The organism is Pseudomonas sp. GW821-FHT02A11 (assembly GCF_059421985.1).
The window spans coordinates 1-17,464 of the sequence record NZ_JBWKWB010000017.1 but is presented as its reverse complement, the minus strand read 5'-3'; the positions used below and the strand labels follow the sequence as shown (position 1 = coordinate 17,464).

General features: G+C 62.1%; 16 protein-coding genes. 8 read left to right on the top strand and 8 right to left on the bottom strand.

What is annotated here, in order from left to right; translation table 11 throughout:
- Positions 1-65: 65 nt before the first annotated feature.
- Positions 66-1,193 carry a glycerophosphodiester phosphodiesterase gene (locus tag AC07V9_RS21170; RefSeq protein ID WP_495017598.1) on the bottom strand — a complete coding sequence of 376 codons (1,128 nt, stop codon included), beginning with the start codon at positions 1,191-1,193 and terminating at the stop codon, positions 66-68.
- 386 nt (positions 1,194-1,579) lie between these two features.
- Between AC07V9_RS21170 and AC07V9_RS21165 the strand changes: the two genes are divergently transcribed.
- The 4 genes from AC07V9_RS21165 to AC07V9_RS21150 all read left to right on the top strand — a co-directional run bounded on the left by AC07V9_RS21165 (position 1,580) and on the right by AC07V9_RS21150 (position 5,180).
- The gene (locus AC07V9_RS21165; RefSeq protein ID WP_495017597.1) at positions 1,580-2,515 is read left to right on the top strand and encodes a 2-hydroxyacid dehydrogenase; all 936 of its coding nucleotides are present in this window, start codon (positions 1,580-1,582) and stop codon (positions 2,513-2,515) included.
- Positions 2,516-2,566: 51 nt separating this feature from the next.
- Positions 2,567-3,331: an SDR family oxidoreductase gene (locus tag AC07V9_RS21160; RefSeq protein WP_495017596.1), complete on the top strand. Its 765-nt coding sequence runs from the start codon at positions 2,567-2,569 to the stop codon at positions 3,329-3,331.
- Positions 3,332-3,472: 141 nt separating this feature from the next.
- Complete coding sequence (locus AC07V9_RS21155; protein ID WP_495017595.1) at positions 3,473-4,162, top strand: fumarylacetoacetate hydrolase family protein; 690 nt, start codon at positions 3,473-3,475, stop codon at positions 4,160-4,162.
- Positions 4,163-4,274: 112 nt separating this feature from the next.
- Positions 4,275-5,180: a helix-turn-helix transcriptional regulator gene (locus AC07V9_RS21150; RefSeq protein ID WP_495017594.1), complete on the top strand. Its 906-nt coding sequence runs from the start codon at positions 4,275-4,277 to the stop codon at positions 5,178-5,180.
- A gap of 137 nt (positions 5,181-5,317) precedes the next feature.
- On the opposite strand, the gene AC07V9_RS21145 is transcribed toward AC07V9_RS21150, so the two are convergent.
- Together AC07V9_RS21145 and hisD are read right to left on the bottom strand one after the other, a co-directional pair.
- Positions 5,318-6,709, bottom strand: coding sequence for a GntP family permease (locus AC07V9_RS21145; RefSeq protein WP_495017593.1), 1,392 nt, complete (start codon positions 6,707-6,709; stop codon positions 5,318-5,320).
- Positions 6,710-6,856: 147 nt separating this feature from the next.
- Positions 6,857-8,164, bottom strand: coding sequence for a histidinol dehydrogenase (gene hisD / locus AC07V9_RS21140; RefSeq protein ID WP_495017592.1), 1,308 nt, complete (start codon positions 8,162-8,164; stop codon positions 6,857-6,859).
- 177 nt (positions 8,165-8,341) lie between these two features.
- Between hisD and AC07V9_RS21135 the strand changes: the two genes are divergently transcribed.
- Positions 8,342-9,406 carry a LacI family DNA-binding transcriptional regulator gene (locus AC07V9_RS21135; protein WP_495017591.1) on the top strand — a complete coding sequence of 355 codons (1,065 nt, stop codon included), beginning with the start codon at positions 8,342-8,344 and terminating at the stop codon, positions 9,404-9,406.
- 6 nt (positions 9,407-9,412) lie between these two features.
- On the opposite strand, the gene AC07V9_RS21130 is transcribed toward AC07V9_RS21135, so the two are convergent.
- The gene (locus AC07V9_RS21130) at positions 9,413-10,321 is read right to left on the bottom strand and encodes a LysR family transcriptional regulator (RefSeq protein WP_495017590.1); all 909 of its coding nucleotides are present in this window, start codon (positions 10,319-10,321) and stop codon (positions 9,413-9,415) included.
- 62 nt (positions 10,322-10,383) lie between these two features.
- Here AC07V9_RS21130 and AC07V9_RS21125 point away from each other — a divergent pair, with 62 nt between their 5' ends.
- Positions 10,384-11,094 carry a CTP synthase C-terminal region-related (seleno)protein gene (locus tag AC07V9_RS21125; protein ID WP_495017589.1) on the top strand — a complete coding sequence of 237 codons (711 nt, stop codon included), beginning with the start codon at positions 10,384-10,386 and terminating at the stop codon, positions 11,092-11,094.
- A gap of 113 nt (positions 11,095-11,207) precedes the next feature.
- Here AC07V9_RS21125 and AC07V9_RS21120 read toward each other — a convergent pair whose 3' ends face one another.
- Complete coding sequence (locus AC07V9_RS21120) at positions 11,208-12,116, bottom strand: DMT family transporter (protein WP_495017588.1); 909 nt, start codon at positions 12,114-12,116, stop codon at positions 11,208-11,210.
- A 103-nt stretch (positions 12,117-12,219) separates the two neighbouring features.
- Between AC07V9_RS21120 and AC07V9_RS21115 the strand changes: the two genes are divergently transcribed.
- The gene (locus AC07V9_RS21115; RefSeq protein WP_495017587.1) at positions 12,220-13,110 is read left to right on the top strand and encodes a LysR substrate-binding domain-containing protein; all 891 of its coding nucleotides are present in this window, start codon (positions 12,220-12,222) and stop codon (positions 13,108-13,110) included.
- An 18-nt stretch (positions 13,111-13,128) separates the two neighbouring features.
- Here the strand turns inward: AC07V9_RS21115 and AC07V9_RS21110 are convergent, their stop codons facing one another.
- The 3 genes from AC07V9_RS21110 to AC07V9_RS21100 all read right to left on the bottom strand — a co-directional run bounded on the left by AC07V9_RS21110 (position 13,129) and on the right by AC07V9_RS21100 (position 16,263).
- On the bottom strand, positions 13,129-14,547 hold the full coding sequence (locus AC07V9_RS21110) for a short-chain fatty acid transporter (RefSeq protein ID WP_495017586.1): 1,419 nt from the start codon (positions 14,545-14,547) through the stop codon (positions 13,129-13,131).
- A 274-nt stretch (positions 14,548-14,821) separates the two neighbouring features.
- The gene (locus tag AC07V9_RS21105) at positions 14,822-15,478 is read right to left on the bottom strand and encodes a CoA transferase subunit B (protein ID WP_495017585.1); all 657 of its coding nucleotides are present in this window, start codon (positions 15,476-15,478) and stop codon (positions 14,822-14,824) included.
- An 83-nt stretch (positions 15,479-15,561) separates the two neighbouring features.
- Complete coding sequence (locus AC07V9_RS21100; protein ID WP_495017584.1) at positions 15,562-16,263, bottom strand: CoA transferase subunit A; 702 nt, start codon at positions 16,261-16,263, stop codon at positions 15,562-15,564.
- A 133-nt stretch (positions 16,264-16,396) separates the two neighbouring features.
- Here AC07V9_RS21100 and AC07V9_RS21095 point away from each other — a divergent pair, with 133 nt between their 5' ends.
- On the top strand, positions 16,397-17,296 hold the full coding sequence (locus tag AC07V9_RS21095) for a LysR family transcriptional regulator (protein WP_495017583.1): 900 nt from the start codon (positions 16,397-16,399) through the stop codon (positions 17,294-17,296).
- Positions 17,297-17,464: the final 168 nt, after the last annotated feature.

The window sequence follows — 17,464 nt, the reverse complement described above, 5'->3', positions numbered from 1 at the left end:
TTCGGCAACCCGGCAGGTCCCTGTGGGAGCGAATGAATTCGCTCCCACAGAGTTTCATCCGCCGTTTAGTACCCGATCCTCTTCAAGGTCGACTCCATGCTCTCCTTCGACGGCCGACCCTCGAACTTCAGCAATTCCGAGGCCCGGTTGGTAAAGAACCCGTCCACGCCCCGCGCGCTGATGGCCTTGAAGTCCACTGCATCGTCCACCGTATAGGGGTGAATGATCAGGCCGCGATCGTGGGCCATCTTGTTCATCCACGGCTGCACCAGGTCCATGTAGCTCTGATCCCCGCCGTTCTTCAGCGCCGCCGCAGGCCCTGTGCCGATGGCGCCGTGAGCTTTGGCCCAGTCCATCCACGCGGCGAACTCTTCTTTGGATTTCACCTCTTGCGTGGCGTAGAAGGCAGCCTTGTCCTTGGCGCCCGAATCCTTGAAGGTCTTGTCGGACGCGGCCTGAATGTAGCCATCACCCAGCCAGAGCAACAGCACCTTCGGCGTGTTCGGCATGGCTTTTTGCAGCAGCTCCAGGCTCGGTTTTTCGAAGGTCTGCAGCACCACGCGGCCTGGCCCCTGGGCCACGTTCACATGACCTTTTTCCGCTGCCGGACGCTGACTCAGCCATCCGCGCTGTTCGAGCTTTTTCTTCAAGTCTTCTTCAATGCCGGGAAACTGCGCAGGCACCTTGGTTTCGATGTAAAGCCCCGGTTTGTTCTTGCCGCCCTCGGCGATGTCGATCACTTCGTCCAGGGTCAGAATCTTCAGCCCCGCGTAGCTGGCGCGGGCGCGATCAGGGTGGGCCTTGTTGAACCAGGACCCCGCATCCAGACGCTTGATTTCTTCAAGGGTGAAGCTGCTCAGCGGGTCTTTCACGCGGTCCGGGTAGACCTCGGCGATATTGGTGGTGCGCGCCAGGGTGTCGTCATGCAGGGCGATGAGCACGCCATCCTTGGTGCGCTGGATGTCCATTTCCAGGTAGTCCGCACCCAGTTCGCGAGCCAGGGTGTAGGAGGGCACGGTTTCTTCCGGCGCGTTGAACGAGGCGCCGCGGTGGGCGATGGCTGCGGGCCACGGAATACCGGCCTTGGCGGCCAGCGCCTTGCCCGGTTCGGTGGCGGCCATGGCCGATCCCGATGACAACACGACCCCGACCAGCGCGGTCGCGAACATCGATCTAAAGATTCCTCTGAGCATGAATAACGTTCCTTGATGTGCATGATTCATTCATGAAGCGGCTAATGCCGCTGCGCTTGTCGGCGTGCCTGAGGCCGCCGTTGATCCGCGCGCAACCGTCAGACCATAAACAGCCATACCGGGTGCGGGCAACCTTCGTGTCGTTGCTGGAAAAAAACTGTCGTTCTGCGCGTCGGCTCTGGGCCTTGTGAAAGCCAGTGTCGCCATTTTTCATGACGCTAAATCGTCTATTCCACGCGTCGATCCCTATCGCCGCTGCGGCAGGGTTTGACCCCCACGGAGTCGTTTGCAAGGCGTTTTCTTGAGTCAAATGCGGCCTCGGCTCTGCACAACCGCTCTAACTCGCGCTACTGTCTGTGCCATCCAATTTTTGCTGCGGTGTGATGATGACGAAGACGGTGTTGGTGTTGGTCGAGAGCGTGAACGAGTACTTGCCGATTCTGGAGGACAGCGGGTTTCGTCTGATTCTGGCGCCGACACCGGCCACGCGCGCGGAGGCCGTGGCAACGCGCGGGGGTGAGATCGATGCGGTGCTGACCCGTGGGCCGCTGGGGTTCACGGCGGATGAGATGGCGGCGTTGCCAAAGCTTGGGATCATTTGCGTGATCGGCGCCGGTTATGAGCAGGTAGACCTGCTGGCCGCCGAGGCTCGGGGGATTACCGTGACCAATGGCGCCGGGGTCAACGCGCCGACCGTGGCCGATCATGCGCTGGCGCTGCTGCTGTCTCTGGTGCGCGACATTCCCCAGGCTGATGCCTCGGTGCGGCGCAGCGAGTGGCGCAAGGTCACGCGGCCTTCGTTCGCCAACAAGCGCGTTGGCATTGTCGGGCTGGGAGCGGTAGGGCTGGCGATTGCCAAGCGTGTGCAGGGTTTCGACATGCAGGTCAGTTACCACAACCGCTCACCGCGCAGCGATGTGGATTTCCATTATTGCGAGACGCCGCTGGCGCTGGCCGCTGAGTCTGATTTTCTGATCATTGCGACCCCCGGTGGTGGTGGGACGCGGCACCTGATCGACAAAGCTGCCATCGAGGCGCTGGGGCCGGAAGGCTTTCTCATCAACATCGCCCGCGCCAGTGTGGTCGATACCGAAGCGCTGGTCGACGCCCTGCAGCACGGGCGCCTGGCCGGTGCGGGGCTGGACGTGTTCGACGACGAGCCGCACGTGCCGGACAGCTTGAAAACCCTGAACAACGTGGTGCTCACCCCTCACGTCGCCGGTCTGTCGCCGGAAGCTTCACGCGGCACGGTGCAGATGGTGGTCGACAACCTGATGGCGTTCTACGCGGGCAAACCGGTGCTGACGCCTGTGCACAGTTGATGCCCCAAACGATCCGTTTTCATTCCTCCAACAATAAATAGGGAATCCCTCATGTCTTCATCGTCTGCCCTGAAAGTCGCGCTGGTCACTGGTGCCGGAAGTGGTATCGGTCGCGCCGTCGCGCTGCAACTACTCAAGGACGGCTATGCCGTGGTGCTGGCCGGGCGTCGGGTCGAGCCGTTGATTGCGCTGGCCGAACAGGCGAAGGCGGCGGGCCAGCAGGCGCTGGCGGTGTCCACCGATGTGCGCGATGCGGCCAGTGTCGACGCGCTGTTCGCAACCATTGAGCGCACCTTCGGGCGGCTGGACGTGACGTTCAACAACGCCGGCATCGGCGCGCCGGCGGTGCCGATGGATGAGCTGTCGGTGGAGCAGTGGAAGAACGTGATCGACACCAACGTCACCGGGATGTTTCTGTGCGTGCGCGGGGCGTTCGGCCTGATGCGTCGTCAAGTGCCGCAAGGTGGGCGGATCATCAACAACGGCTCGATCTCCGCGCACACCCCGCGCCTGTTCAGCTCGCCGTACACCGCAAGCAAACACGCGGTGCTGGGGCTGACCAAGAGCACCTCGCTGGACGGTCGGCAGTACAACATCGCCTGCGGCCAGATCGACATCGGCAACGCCCTGACCGAAATGACCGACCGCATGACCAAAGGCGTGCCGCAGCCCAATGGTGAATTGCAGGTGGAACCGACGATGAACGTGCAACATGTCGCCGATGCCGTGAGCTACATGGCCAGCCTGCCGCTGTCGGCGAACGTGCTGAACATGACGGTGATGGCGACCCATATGCCGTTTGTGGGGCGGGGTTGATCTGACCGGCGGCGGGCTGGACGGGGTTGTCGAAAACCTTTGCTCCGTCCAAAACCTCAGCGGATCTGTCCAACTCAACCCGCCGCCAAATCCGCACACTGAGCTCATGTCGATAACCTTAAACAGAGAGAGGACCTGACCATGAGCGAATACGTCATCGCACCCGTCGCCACGCCATCGCTGGCCGTGGCGGGGACTTCTGCCCGTTTCCCTATCCGCCGTGTGTTCTGCGTGGGTCGCAACTATTCCGAGCATGCCCGTGAAATGGGCCACGACCCTGATCGCGAGCCGCCGTTCTTCTTCGCCAAGCCCGCCGACGCGGTTGTGCCGGCTGAAGGCAGCATCCCGTACCCGCCGCTGACCCAGGACCTGCACCACGAGATCGAACTGGTCGTGGCGATCGGCAAGGACGGCGTGAACATCGATCCCGAAGAGGCCCTGAGCCACGTCTGGGGCTATGGCGTTGGTCTGGACCTGACCCGTCGCGACCTGCAGGCCCAGGCCAAGAAAATGGGCCGCCCGTGGGAATGGGCCAAGGCATTCGATGCCTCCGCTCCCGCCACCGCGCTGTTGCCGGTGAGCAAGGTCGGTCACCCGGACAGCGGCGCCATCTGGCTGGATGTCAATGGCGAGACTCGCCAGCGCGGCGATCTGGCCGATCAGATCTGGGCGGTCAAGGACGTGATTGCCTACCTGTCGCAATCGGTCGGCGTCAAAGCGGGCGACCTGATCTACACCGGCACCCCCGCAGGCGTGGGCGCGCTGCAACGGGGTGATGTGGTCACTGCTGGCATCGAAGGCCTGGCCGAGCTGACCGTTACCATCAAGTAAGCCGCAAGCTTCAAGCTGCAAGCCGCAAGTTGAAAAGCCCATACGCGTTGGCTTTCAGCTTGCAGCCTGCCGCGCAAAACTTGTAGCTTGAGGCCTTTTGCAGGCTCTTCCGATGGCGAATGTCTCTCGCATCCAGACCTATGGCATGCAGCAGCGCAGCGACCGCATGGATTTCTACATCCGTGACAAGTCCGCTCGCCCGGCGCTGACTTCGCCTCACCGTCACGAATATTTCCAGATCCAGATCAACCTCGGCGGCGACACCGTGCAGCACATTGGCGGCGCGATCCGACCGTTCCCGCGCAACACCCTGGCCTTCATCCTGCCCCATCGCCTGCACGTGATCCCTCATCCGGAGGACGGCAATTTCGTGCTGATCAATTTTTCCCAGCCATTCCTGTTGCAACACCTGCAGTGCGACCCGATGGACCTGGAAGACGTGCCGCTCAGCGAAGCGCCGGAACTGGCGCCATTTCGGTTTCAGGAGCACCTGGATTTCATCCTCGACGACGAGCCTTTTGCTGAAGTAACGACGTTGCTCAAGCAGATGCGCGACGCCGATCAGGCCCGGCAACTGGGCTCGGCGTCGATCCTGCGAGGGTTGTTGCTGCAGCTGATTGGCAAGGTCTGCAACCTGTTCGAGCCCCAGTTGCAGGCGCTGTCGGCGAACAAGGCAGAGCGAAGAGGGCGGCGCGACGCCATGGGGCGGGTGATGGAGTACATCCGCGAGCACATTGCCGACCCGGCCATGACCCTGACGGATGCGGCGGCCGCGGCGTTTCTGTCGCCCAACTACCTGACCCACCTGCTGCGCAAGGAAACCGGCAGCACGTTTTCCGAACTGGTGCTGGAGCGGCGCATGCGTCTGGCGCGCACGCACCTGATGAACAGCAGCAAGCCGCTGAGCCACATTGCCGAGATTTGCGGGTTTGCCGATGAGGCGTATTTTTCGCGGCGTTTTCGCAAGGCCCATGGCGTGCCGCCAGGGCAGTTTCGGCGCGAGCAGCGGGGTACATAAACCAAAGTGTGGGAGCGAATTCATTCGCGAAGCGGCAGTACAGCCAATACACCTCTATCGTTTGTGCCATTTTTCGCGAATGAATTCGCTCCTACAGAGATCGGGGATCGCCGCCGCAATCGGGGCGATCCCTTGAATCAAACCAACCCGGTGGTGTAATAAACGCCAATCACAAAGAACGCCGCCAGCACCTTGAAAATGGTCATGCCGAAGATGTCCTTGTAGGCCTCGCGGTGGGTGAGGCCGGTGACCGCGAGCAGGGTGATGACCGCGCCGTTATGCGGCAGGGTGTCCATGCCGCCTGCCGCCATCGAGGCGACACGGTGCATCACTTCCATCGGAATGTGCGCCGCATTGGCCGCCGAGATAAAGGTGTCGGACATCGCCGCCAGGGCAATGCTCATCCCGCCCGAAGACGACCCGGTGATCCCCGCCAGAATGTTGATGGTGATCGCCTGATTGACCAGCGGGTTGGGGATCGCCTTCAGCGCATCGACCACCACCAGAAACCCCGGCAGCGATGCGATCACCGCGCCGAACCCGTATTCCGAAGCCGTGTTCAGCGTCGCCAGCATCGCGCCGCCGACCGCAGTCTTGCTGCCATCGGCCAGCTTGCTGGCAACCGTGCGCAAGGAAAACACCAGCACCGTAACGATGCCCACCAGCAGCGCGGCCTGCACCGCCCAGATGGCGGTCAGTTTGGCGACGTCGGTCTGGATGGGCACTTTCAGGCCCGGCAGATGAATGCCGTACGAGCCGCCGTACCAGCCCGGAATCCATTGGGTGAACAACAGGTTCATCACACCGACCAGCACCAGCGGCAGCAGGGCGATCAGCGGGTGGGGCAGTTGAATCTGCTCAGGGGTTTCCGGCTCGTTGCGCAGGTTGGTGCCGTAGCCTTCGCCCGCGCGGGCGGCCTTGCGGCGCTGATATTCCAGATAGACCATGCCGCAACCCAGCACGAACAGCGAACCCAGCAGCCCCAGCCAGGGCGCCGCCCAAGAGTTGGTGCCGAAGAAGGTAGTCGGAATGATGTTCTGGATCTGCGGCGTGCCGGGCATCGCGTCCATGGTGAAGGTGAACGCACCCAGCGCGATGGTCGCTGGCATCAGGCGTTTCGGAATGTTGCCCTGACGGAACATTTCTGCGGCAAACGGATACACCGCGAACACCACCACGAACAGCGACACGCCGCCGTAGGTCAGCAAGGCGCAGACCAGTACGATCACCAGAATCACCTGGCTGCTCCCCAGCAGCCCGATGACCGATTTGACGATGGAGCGCGAGAACCCGGACAGCTCGATCAGCTTGCCGAACACCGCGCCCAGCAGGAATACTGGAAAATACAGCTTGATAAAGCCAACCATCTTGTCCATGAACAGGTCGCTGAACACCGGCGCCACTGCGCTCGGGTCGGTCAGCAACACCGCGCCAAGGGCGGCCAGTGGGGCGAAGATGATCACGCTGTAGCCCCGATATGCAGCCAGCATCAGCACGCACAGCGCCAGAACGGCGATGACAACACTCATGAGTCAATCCTTAAAAGCGGCACAGCGAACCGCCACCCGGCCTGGACAGGCAAGGTGTGGTCCGCAGTGGATGTGATTGTTTTTATTGTTCAGGCGAGCGGTCGCGCGCTCACCTTTTTCCGCAAAAAGCCAACTGGATCGTGACGCTTACTGGGCGGCCCCGGCGTATGGCACATCCTTGTGGCCGTAGCGGCGCACGCGGATGTTGGCCTGCTCGCCATGCCCGGCGAAGCCTTCCAGCGCGCACAGGCGCGAGCAGTACTCGCCGATCATCGAGGAAGCCTCGTCGGTGGTGACCTTCTGGTAGGTGCAGGTCTTGATGAACTTGCCGACCCACAGACCGCCGGTGTAACGCGCTGCCTTTTTGGTCGGCAGGGTGTGGTTGGTGCCGATCACCTTGTCGCCGAACGAGACATTGGTGCGCGGGCCGAGGAACAGCGCGCCGAAGTTGCGCATGTTCTTCAGGAAGTAGTCCGGGTCCTGGGTCATCACTTGCACGTGTTCGAAGGCGAGGTCGTTGGCGATGGCGAGCATTTCGGCGTCGTCCTCGGCGACGATCACTTCGCCGAAGCTTTCCCAAGCGCGGCGGGCAATGTCGGCGGTTGGCAGGATCTGCAGCAGGCGCTCGATCTCGGCCATGGTCTCGCGGGCGAGTTTTTCCGAGGTGGTCAGCAGGATCGCCGGGGAGTCCGGGCCGTGTTCGGCCTGACCCAGGAGGTCGGTGGCGCACAGCTCGCCGTCGACGCTTTCATCGGCGATCACCAGGGTTTCGGTCGGGCCTGCGAACAGGTCGATGCCCACACGGCCGAACAGTTGGCGCTTGGCTTCGGCAACAAAGGCGTTGCCGGGGCCGACCAGCATGTCCACCTGAGCGATGGATTTAGTGCCCAGGGCCATGGCGCCGATCGCCTGAATGCCGCCCAGGCAATAGATTTCGTTGGCCCCGGCCATGTGTTGCGCGGCGACGATGGCGGGCGCCGGTTTGCCCTGGAAGGGTGGGGCGCAGGTGATGATGCGCGGCACGCCGGCGACCTTGGCGGTGATCACCGACATGTGCGCCGAGGCCAGCAGCGGGTACTTGCCCCCTGGCACGTAGCAGCCCGCGGCATTCACCGGAATGTGTTTGTGGCCCAGGACCACGCCCGGCAGGGTTTCCACTTCGACGTCGACCATGGAGTTGCGCTGGTGCTGGGCGAAGTTGCGCACCTGGGTCTGGGCGAACTCGATGTCCTTGAGGTCGCGGTCGCTGAGCTGGTTGATGCAGGCCTGGATTTCGGCGTCGCTGAGCCGATAGTCCTCGCGGTCCATCTTGTCGAAACGGATCGCCAGTTCGCGCACAGCAGCGTCGCCACGGGCTTCGATGTCAGCCAGCAGGTTTTCGACGGTGTCGCGCACTTCACGGGCGGCGGATTTGATGACGTCTGCTTCAGCGCCTTGTTTGAGCCATTTAGCCACGGTGTTCTCCTGCGAATTGTTTTTGTGAAGGTTTGCATACGTATGCAATACTGCCGATGGTAATGCAAGATTTCGACGTTGCAAACCCCTCCCGGCCAACGGCAGTGAATTTCATGCCCGGGATGTGACATAAGCGATTGGCAGGTATCATCATTTTTTTTCGGCGGTCGAAGCGATATGTCAGACAACACGGAGCGAGGACGGCGTCCGGTGACGGCCCATGAGGTAGCCAGGCTGGCGGGAGTTTCCCAGTCGGCGGTTTCGCGCACCTTCACCAAAGGCGCCAGCGTGTCTCCCGACACCCGACGCAAGGTGGAGGAGGCGGCGGCGAGCCTGGGTTATCGGCCCAATCTGGTGGCGCGCTCGCTGATCACCCGGCGTTCCAACCTCATTGGCGTCGCCATTCCTGGCATGGCCAACCCGTTTTATGCGCGGGTGCTGGAAGCGCTGTCGGCGGAATTCGAGCACTTGGGTTACCGGATTCTGCTGTTTTCCATGGCCAACAACGAGGATTCCGACCCGGTGCTGGAGGAAATCCTGCGCTATCAGGTCGACGGTCTGGTGCTGGTCTCGGCGAGTCTCTCCTCACGCTTTGCCGAAGAGTGCCGCACCATCGGCCTGCCGGTGGTGCTGTTCAACCGCACCAACGACAGCACTTCAGTGTCCAGCGTCACCAGTGACAACCTCACCGGCAGCCGCACCATCGCGCGCTTTCTGTTGGCGGGCGGGCATGAGCGGCTGGCGTTCATTGCGGGCAAGCAGAGCTCGTCGACCAACCGCGACCGCGAGGCCGGTTTCAGCGGTTACCTACAGGCTCAGGGCAAGCCTCTGGCATTGCGTGAGGAAGGGGACTACACCTTCGACGGCGCCATCGCAGCGACCCGCCGACTGCTGGGCCTGGACGCACCGCCGGATGCGATCTTCTGTGCCAACGACCTGATGGCGCTGGCGGCGATCAACGTCTGCCATGAGCAGGGCGTGAAGCCGGGGCGTGATGTCTCCATCGTCGGTTTCGACGACCTGCCTCAAGGCCAGTGGCCGATCTTCGGCCTGACCACCTTCGAACAACCCATGGGCGAGATGATCAGTCGCGCCGTGAACATTGTCTGCGCGCAATTGGCCGACCCTGGCACCCAGGCGATTCAGGAAGTGCTGCCCGGCAGGATGATCGTGCGCGACACCGCGCGGCTGCCGGACAGCGTGATCATCGAGGTGAATGGCGAACGCATCTGGCAGCCCTGACCGCCATTACCCTCGTTTGAGGGTACGGGTCAGCTCGCTGAACAGCGCCGACACCGACCGCAGCGCCCGGCAATCCGGCCGGGTCAGCAGCCACAGCGCTGTGTCGTACCCCTGGAGCGGCTCCCCCAGCCGCTGCAATTCCCCTTCGCTCAGCATGAAATCCGGCAGCGCCGCGACGCCCATGCCTGCGCGCACCAGTTGCGCAACGGCCATCATTGAACTGCATCGGTAGGCCAGATTCACCCCGGGCAACGCTTGGCGGCGCCAGGTTACTGTGGGGTGATCGGGGAGGAAATCGTCCGGCGCGATCCAGTCCATCGCGCTCAATTCGACCTGGCCTCTTCGCTGCAAATACGCGTCGCTGGCGCACAGTTGATACGACACGGTGCCCAAACGCGTGCCCACCAGATGCTCTGGCGGCGCGTTGGTCAGGCGCAAGGCGATGTCGGCGTCGCGGCGGCTGAGGTTGGCGAAGGTGCTGGAGGTATTGAGTTCCAGCTTCAGGCCCGGATAGTCAGGCATGAACTGCGTCAGCGCAGGCAACAACAGGCTCTGCAACACGGCGTCGGTGCAGGTCAGGCGCACCGTGCCGCTGACGATCTGCTGGCCCTGTTCGAGGCTGATTTGCGCCAGTGCCAAGGCCTGTTCGGCACTTTCGGCTTGTTGCGCCAACGCAATGGCCGCGCTGGTGGGCTGATAGCCGGTGCGGCTTTTGTCGAACAGCGCGGTGCCGACCGCGGCCTCCAGCCGACGCACCGAGCGAAACACCGTGGAAACATCGACCTTGAGCAGTTCGGCCGCTCTGGGCAGCGTCTTTGCGCGCACCAGAGCGAGGATCAGGGTGAGGTCGGCGTGATTGATTCGGTATTGCGCGGCTGCATTGATCACTTGCTTGAACGCCAATTCTGATTGCACGGCGACAAGCTTATAGTCAGCGCCGGACCTACCGCAAAGCGTTTTGATATCAGGGAGCAGGCATGAAACACAAACAGGTGATCCGCATTGCACTGGTGGGTGATTACGACGAGAGCGTCCCCGCCCATCAGGCGATTCCCGTGGCGCTGGACCGGGTGGCAGGGGAGACCGGCATCGTCGTCGATTTTCAGTGGGTGCCCACGCCAGAGGTTGGCGAGGGCGCGGGGTTGAAGGCCTACGATGGCATCTGGTGCGTCCCGGCCAGCCCCTATCGCGACATGGACGGTGCGCTGACGGCGATTCGTCTGGCCCGTGAACAGCACGTGCCGTTTCTGGGCACCTGCGGCGGCTTTCAACATGCGTTGCTGGAATACGCGCGCAATCACCTGGGCTGGGCCGATGCCGAGCACGCCGAAACCGCGCCCGACTCTGACCAGGCAATCATCACCCCGCTCAGTTGCTCACTGGTCGAGGCGTTTGCACCGATTCGTCTGCTGCCCGGTTCTCGAATCGCCAAGGCCTACGGCAGTGAGGAAACCCAGGAGCGTTATCGCTGCCGCTATGGCCTGCGCAAGGAGCTGGAAGCGCAGATCTTTGCCGGACCGTTGAAGGTGGCGGGCTACGACCACGATGGGGAAGTTCGCGCGATGGAGCTGGAAGGGCATCCGTTTTTCGTTGCCACGCTGTTTCAGCCTGAACGCGCCGCGCTGGAGGGCAAGACTCCGCCGCTGGTCAAAGCGTTCGTGCTGGCCTGTGCGGCAAACGGGGGTTGAGCGGTGCTTGTGGGAGTGAGCTTGCTCACGAAAGCTGACGGTCGATCACATCTATGTCGTCAGGCGCACCGCTTTCGTGAGCGAGCTCACTCCCACAGGTTGTGGGGTGCATGTCAATTCTGTACTGCGACCCGTTGCGCCGCGATCCGGCGTCCGCTTTGCAGGACGAAGACGCCGCCCAGGATCGCGGCAATCGCCACCATGTCCAACGCATGGGCGGGTTCACCTGCGACGAAGATGCCGATCAGCAGGGCGATCACCGGCGGGATGTAGGTCGCTGAGGCGGCAACCACTGCGCCCAGGCGCTCGACGATGAAGTAATACAGGATGTACGCCACCCCGGTCCCGGAAAGCCCCAGCCCCAGGGACACTCCGATCATCGCTTTGGGGCTGTCGGTGATGTGCTCCATGCCGGTCCGGTCGGTCACGGCCAGCAAAATCAGCAGTGCCAAGCCGATCTGATAGGTGCACAGCGCCACCGCTGAAATGTTCAGGCCGGTCAGGAAGCGTTTGGCGTAGACGAATGAGCAGCCGATGCTCAACGACCCCAGCATCATGTACATCACGCCCTTTATCGAAATCGCGGCGTCGCCGCTGGCCCAAGGCCGCGCGATCAGCAGCACGCCGATGAAGCCCAGCAGCACGCCCAGACTCATCCGTGCGTTGAGTTTTTCTTCCCGCAGAAACAGGAACGCACAACCGAAGGTGAACAGCGGAATCACCCCGCTGAGCAAGCCCGCGACGCTGGACAGCAACAACGTGGTGCCTTCGGCGTAGAGGTAGTAGTAAACAGCCGTCGCCAGCAGGGCCATGACCAGAAAGTGATGCACGTAGCGCAGGTGGCTCCAGCTCAGGGCGCGAGTGGCCAGGGCGTAGATGAGGATCGGCAGGAAACCGAAGAACGAGCGCACCAGCACGATCTGCGCCGGGGAAATCCACTCCAACGCCCACTTCATGAACATGAAGTTGGTGCCCCAGATCAGCCCCAGCAGGGCAAAGGCAAAGTAGGCGATGTTTTTCATGTGGGATCGGTCTGCCGAGTGGTCGATGAGGCGGCGATTGTGCGCGGCGACGTGATCCGTTACAAATCATCATCTCTATCGCATGGAATAGAAAAACTACGCCATGAAAGCCTCTCCGCCGCTCAAGGCGCTGCTGTGTTTTGATGCGGCTGTGCGACTGAACAGTTTTTCTCTTGCGGCCGATGAGTTGAACGTGACCCCCGGCGCGGTCGGTCAGCAGATTCGCAATCTCGAACAGTGGCTCGGGGTTTCACTGTTTACGCGGCAGATCCGACAGGTCCAGCCGACGCCCGATGGCCAGGCGTACTGGGCACAGATTCAACCGGCGCTGACGCAGATCATCGAGGCCAGCCACGCCTTGCGCGACCGCCACAACAACAATGTCTGGCTGAACATGCCCCCCAGCCTTGCGGCCAAGTGGTTCGCCCGGCGCATGGCCGGATTTCTCGAAAGCCATCCCGGCGTTGCCCTGCATTTGAGTTCGTCGATCGCCTTGACCGATTTCAGCAGCGAGCGGGTGGACCTGGCGATCCGGCATTTCGACGGGCGCGCGCCGGAGCTTGAGGTCGAGCTGCTGCATCAGGACGACGCCCGGGTGTATTGCAGCCCGGCTTATGTCGAGCAGATGGGGTTGCGAGATCCGGCGGATCTGCGTCGCGCGACGTTGCTGCACAACACCCTGCACCCGCACTGGCCGGAATGGCTGCAGCGCTTTGCCAGGATTGGCGAAGAGGAGGGCAGGCGGATTCCGGGCATTCACTTCGACCAGTCGTTGATGGCCATTGAAGCGGCGCGGCGTCATCAGGGTGTGGTCATCACCAGCGAGTGGCTGACCCAGGAGGAGGTGGCGAGCGGGGTGCTGATAGAGCCCTTCGTCCAGCGCTTGCCGCTGTCGAAGGGCTACTACCTGGTCCAGCCGAAACATTCGATCCTGCGCCCGACGGTGCAGGCGTTGAAAGAGTGGTTGATCGAACAGGCGCTGCGCCCCGTGTAAGGGCGCGGCACCCGGACGTTACGGCATCACCGGCGGGATATACGCCAGCGTCGCGCCCAACACCCACAACAGGAACAACACCAGCGGCGTGTGCACCAGCAATTGCACGAACGAGAAGCCGATCAGATCACGCGCCTTCAAGCCCAGTACGCCCAGCAGCGGCAGCATGTAGAACGGGTTGATCAGGTTCGGCAGCGCTTCGGCGGCGTTGTAGATCTGCACCGCCCAGCCCAGGTGGTATTTCAGGTCGTTGGCGACCTGCATCACATAGGGCGCTTCAATGATCCACTTGCCGCCACCGGACGGAATGAAGAAACCCAGGATCGCCGAATACACGCCCATCAGCAGCGCATAGGTGTCGTGGGAGGCGATGCTGGTGAAGAACGTCGAGATGTGGTGCGCGACGGTCTGCGCGTCACCGCCCTTGACCGTGGTCAGCAACGCGGCGATCGAGCCGTACAGCGGGAACTGGATCAGCACGCCGGTGGTGGTCGGCACCGCACGGGCCACGGCGTCCAGGAAGCTGCGCGGACGCCAGTGCAGCAGCGCACCGACCATGATGAACAGGAAGTTATAGGTGTTCAGGCCCGAAATCGCGGTGATCGCAGGCTTGGTGCTGAACTCGTTGTACAGCCAGCCGGACGCCAGCACGACCATCAGAATGATCAGCAGCGGGCTGTACTCCAGCCACTCGCCCGGACGGGTGCGCGCAGGCAGTGGCGGCATGCTGAACGCCGGGTCGACGCCGCAATCCTTGGCATCACGAGCGCTGTTCGGGCCGGGCGCGGTCGCGTAGGCGACGATGATCGAGATCACCACCAGCGCCAGCAGCATGACGCCCGACTGCCAGAGGAAGATGGTCTGGGTGAACGGGATCATCCCGGTGATCGCCAGAATCGACGGCGGCAGGCTCGCCGGGTTGGCCTGCAATTGCGCCGCCGACGACGACAGCCCCAATGCCCACACAGCGCCCAGCCCCAGATAGGCCGCGGCACCCGCAGCGCGGTAGTCCATTTTGAGGTCGGTACGGCGAGCCAGTGCACGTACCAGCAGACCGCCAAACACCAGCGACAGGCCCCAGTTGAGCAGCGAGGCGACCATGGAAATCAGCGCAACCCAGGCGACCGCCGAGCGGCCGTTTTTCGGGATGCGGGCCAGGCGGTCGATCAGCTTGACCGCAGGCGGGGAGCTGGCGACCACATAGCCGCCGATGACCACGAAGGCCATCTGCATGGTGAACGGGATCAGGCTCCAGAAGCCGTCGCCAAAGGCTTTGGCGGTGTCGGCGGGCTTGGCGCCGATGGCCAGGGTGGCGAGGGTAACGATCACCACGGCCAGGGCGGCGAACACCCAGGAGTCAGGGAACCAGCGCTCGGCCCACTTGGCACAGCGCAGGGCAAATCGGGCGGAGCGGCTTTCTTCGATATCGGCGGCCACGTTGTTATACCTCTTGGAGTTATTGTTCAGGTGCTATTGGACTGGCTGTTTTTTTGTGTTGGCGGTGATGCAAAAAAGGTTCGGCTCTAGATACAGCAAAGCCCCTTCATCGCTGAAGGGGCAGAGTGGCATGACGGTATGACAAGCCAATGGCGTGGCCCCTGTAGGAGCGCGCTTGCCCGCGATGGGATCGTTCAGACACTGCGTGGGTGACTGATCTGGCCTTTCGCGGGCAAGCGCGCTCCTACAGGGGGGGCGCGCCAACTCGGAGGACTTAAAACGCCATTTCCTTCACATCGTCCGGCACGATCAACTTGCCGGCGGTCTTGGCGATGATTTCCTCGACGGTCACACCCGGCGCGGTTTCGCGCAGGATGAACGCGCCGTTTTCGATTTCAAGGTACGCAAGGTCGGTGAGCACTTTCTTGATGCAGCCTGCACCTGTCAGCGGCAGGCTGCAGCGCGGCAGCAGCTTGGACTCGCCGTCCTTGGAGGCGTGGGTCATGGTCACGATGATGTTGTCGGCCCCGGCCACCAGGTCCATCGCGCCGCCCATGCCTTTGACCAGCTTGCCGGGAATCATCCACGAGGCAATGTTGCCGTCGACGTCGACTTCAAAAGCGCCCAGTACCGTCAGGTCGACGTGGCCGCCACGGATCATGGCAAAGGATTCGGCGGAGTTGAAAATCGACGCGCCCACGCGGGCCGTCACGGTCTGTTTGCCGGCGTTGATCATGTCGGCGTCGATGGTTTCCTCGGTCGGAAACGCACCCATGCCCAGCAGGCCGTTTTCCGATTGCAGCATCACGTCGATGCCTTCGGGAACGTAGTTGGCGACCAGGGTCGGAATACCGATCCCCAGGTTCACGTAGAAGCCGTCTTGCAGTTCGCGCGCAACGCGCTGTGCCATTTGTTCGCGGGAGAGTGCCATGATCGTGGGTCTCTTTTATGGTGTCCGGCGGGGCGCAATGCCCGCTGGGAAATCATCGGATGGTTTCGAGTGCGAAGCGCGCGTCAGGCTTTTCTAACCGTGCGCTGTTCGATGCGTTTCTCGAAAGTGCCCAGGATCACGCGGTCCACGTAAATGCCCGGTGTGTGGATTTCAGTGGGCAGCAGCACGCCGGGCTCGACGATTTCCTCGACCTCGACGACGGTGATCTTGCCCGCCGTGGCGGCAATCGGATTGAAGTTCTGCGCGGTGTGGCGATAGACGACGTTGCCGAAGTGGTCAGCCTTCCAGCCTTTGACGATGGCGAAATCGCCGGTGATGGCCTCTTCCAGAATCACGTTGCGGCCATTGAACTGGCGGGTTTCCTTGCCTTCGGCAACCGGAGTGCCGTAGCCGGTGGCGGTGTAGAAGGCCGGGATGCCGGCACCGCCTGCGCGCATTTTTTCAGCCAGGGTGCCTTGGGGGGTGAGTTCGACTTCCAGCTGACCGTTGAGCAACTGCTCCTCGAACAGTTTGTTCTCGCCGACGTAGGAGGCGATCATCTTGCGGATCTGCCGGTCCTCCAGCAGGACGCCCAGGCCGAAACCGTCGACGCCGCAGTTGTTGGACACAACGGTCAGGCCTTTCACGCCCATGCGCTTGATCTGGGCAATGAGGTTTTCGGGGATACCGCACAGACCGAAACCACCAGCCAATACAGTCATGTTGTCGGTTAGCCCGGCAAGGGCCTCTTCGTACGTTGCGACGCGTTTGTCGAGTCCAGCCATGATGATGCGATCCCCGCTTCGTTGTAGTTGTGTCTGACAATCGGGCTGTCAAAGAGCGTTGATAGCATCTTCTCCCTCCTTCAGTGATTTGTTAATTTTGTTTTTTTCATAAATTGATAAGAATTCCAAATATATGAACGTCAAACATCTCCGCGCGTTTCTGGCCGTGGCTCAGTGCCTGAGCTTTGCCCAGGCAGGGGAGCGACTGCACCTGTCGCAACCGGCGCTGAGCCTGACCATCAAGGCGCTGGAGGATGATCTGGGCGGGCAATTGCTGACCCGCACCACGCGCAGCGTCAGCCTGACGCCTGAAGGGGAGGCCCTGCTTCCGCTGGCCCGACAACTTTTGGCCGACTGGGACAACACGGAAGAACTGCTGCGCCAGCGCTTCACCCTGCAGATGGGCAAGGTCTCCATCGCCGCGATGCCCTCGTTCGCAGGCAACCTGCTGCCGATTGCGCTGAAGGTATTTCGCGAGCGTTACCCGCGGGTCAACGTGGCGGTGCACGACGTGATCAACGAACAGGTGCTGGAGATGGTCGATCACCGTCGAGTCGAACTGGGCATTGGCTTTGAACCGGAGTCGAGCAACAACCTGACCTTCACCTCGTTCTACATGGACCGTTTCGTGGCGGTGGTGCCGAGAAATTCGCCCTTGGCCGAGCGCGGCGTGGTGAGTTGGGATGAGTTGCTGCATCACGACTTCATCACCCTGCAGCGCCCATCGGCTGTGCGTCTGCTGTTGGAGCAGGACCTGCAGACCCAGCACGGCAAACTGTCGGTGGCGTTCGAAAGTCATCAGTTGTCGACGGTGGGGCGCATGGTTGCCAACGGCCTGGGGGTGAGTGCAGTGCCGTCGCTGTGCATTCAGCAGATGGAAGAGTTGGGCGCCCGCTGTATTGCGCTGGAGGGCCCGCGTATTGAGCGTCGGATTGGCCTGATGACCCTGGCCGATCACAAATTGTCGGCTGCGGCGCAGGCGCTAAGGGATGTATTGATCGAGTGTTCTCAGACGGTTCCTGCGCCAGCGTGAGGTCCCTGTGGGAGTGAGGCCCCTGTGGGAGCGAATTCATTCGCGAAAAAGAGTGCAGGCGATAGACATGTGCTGAGTGTGCCGCCGCCTCGCGAATGAATTGGCTCTGTCTGCGTAAAGTGTTGCTGGCAGCTAAGCTTGTAAAGTCGACATTCGTTTTCGGAGGTC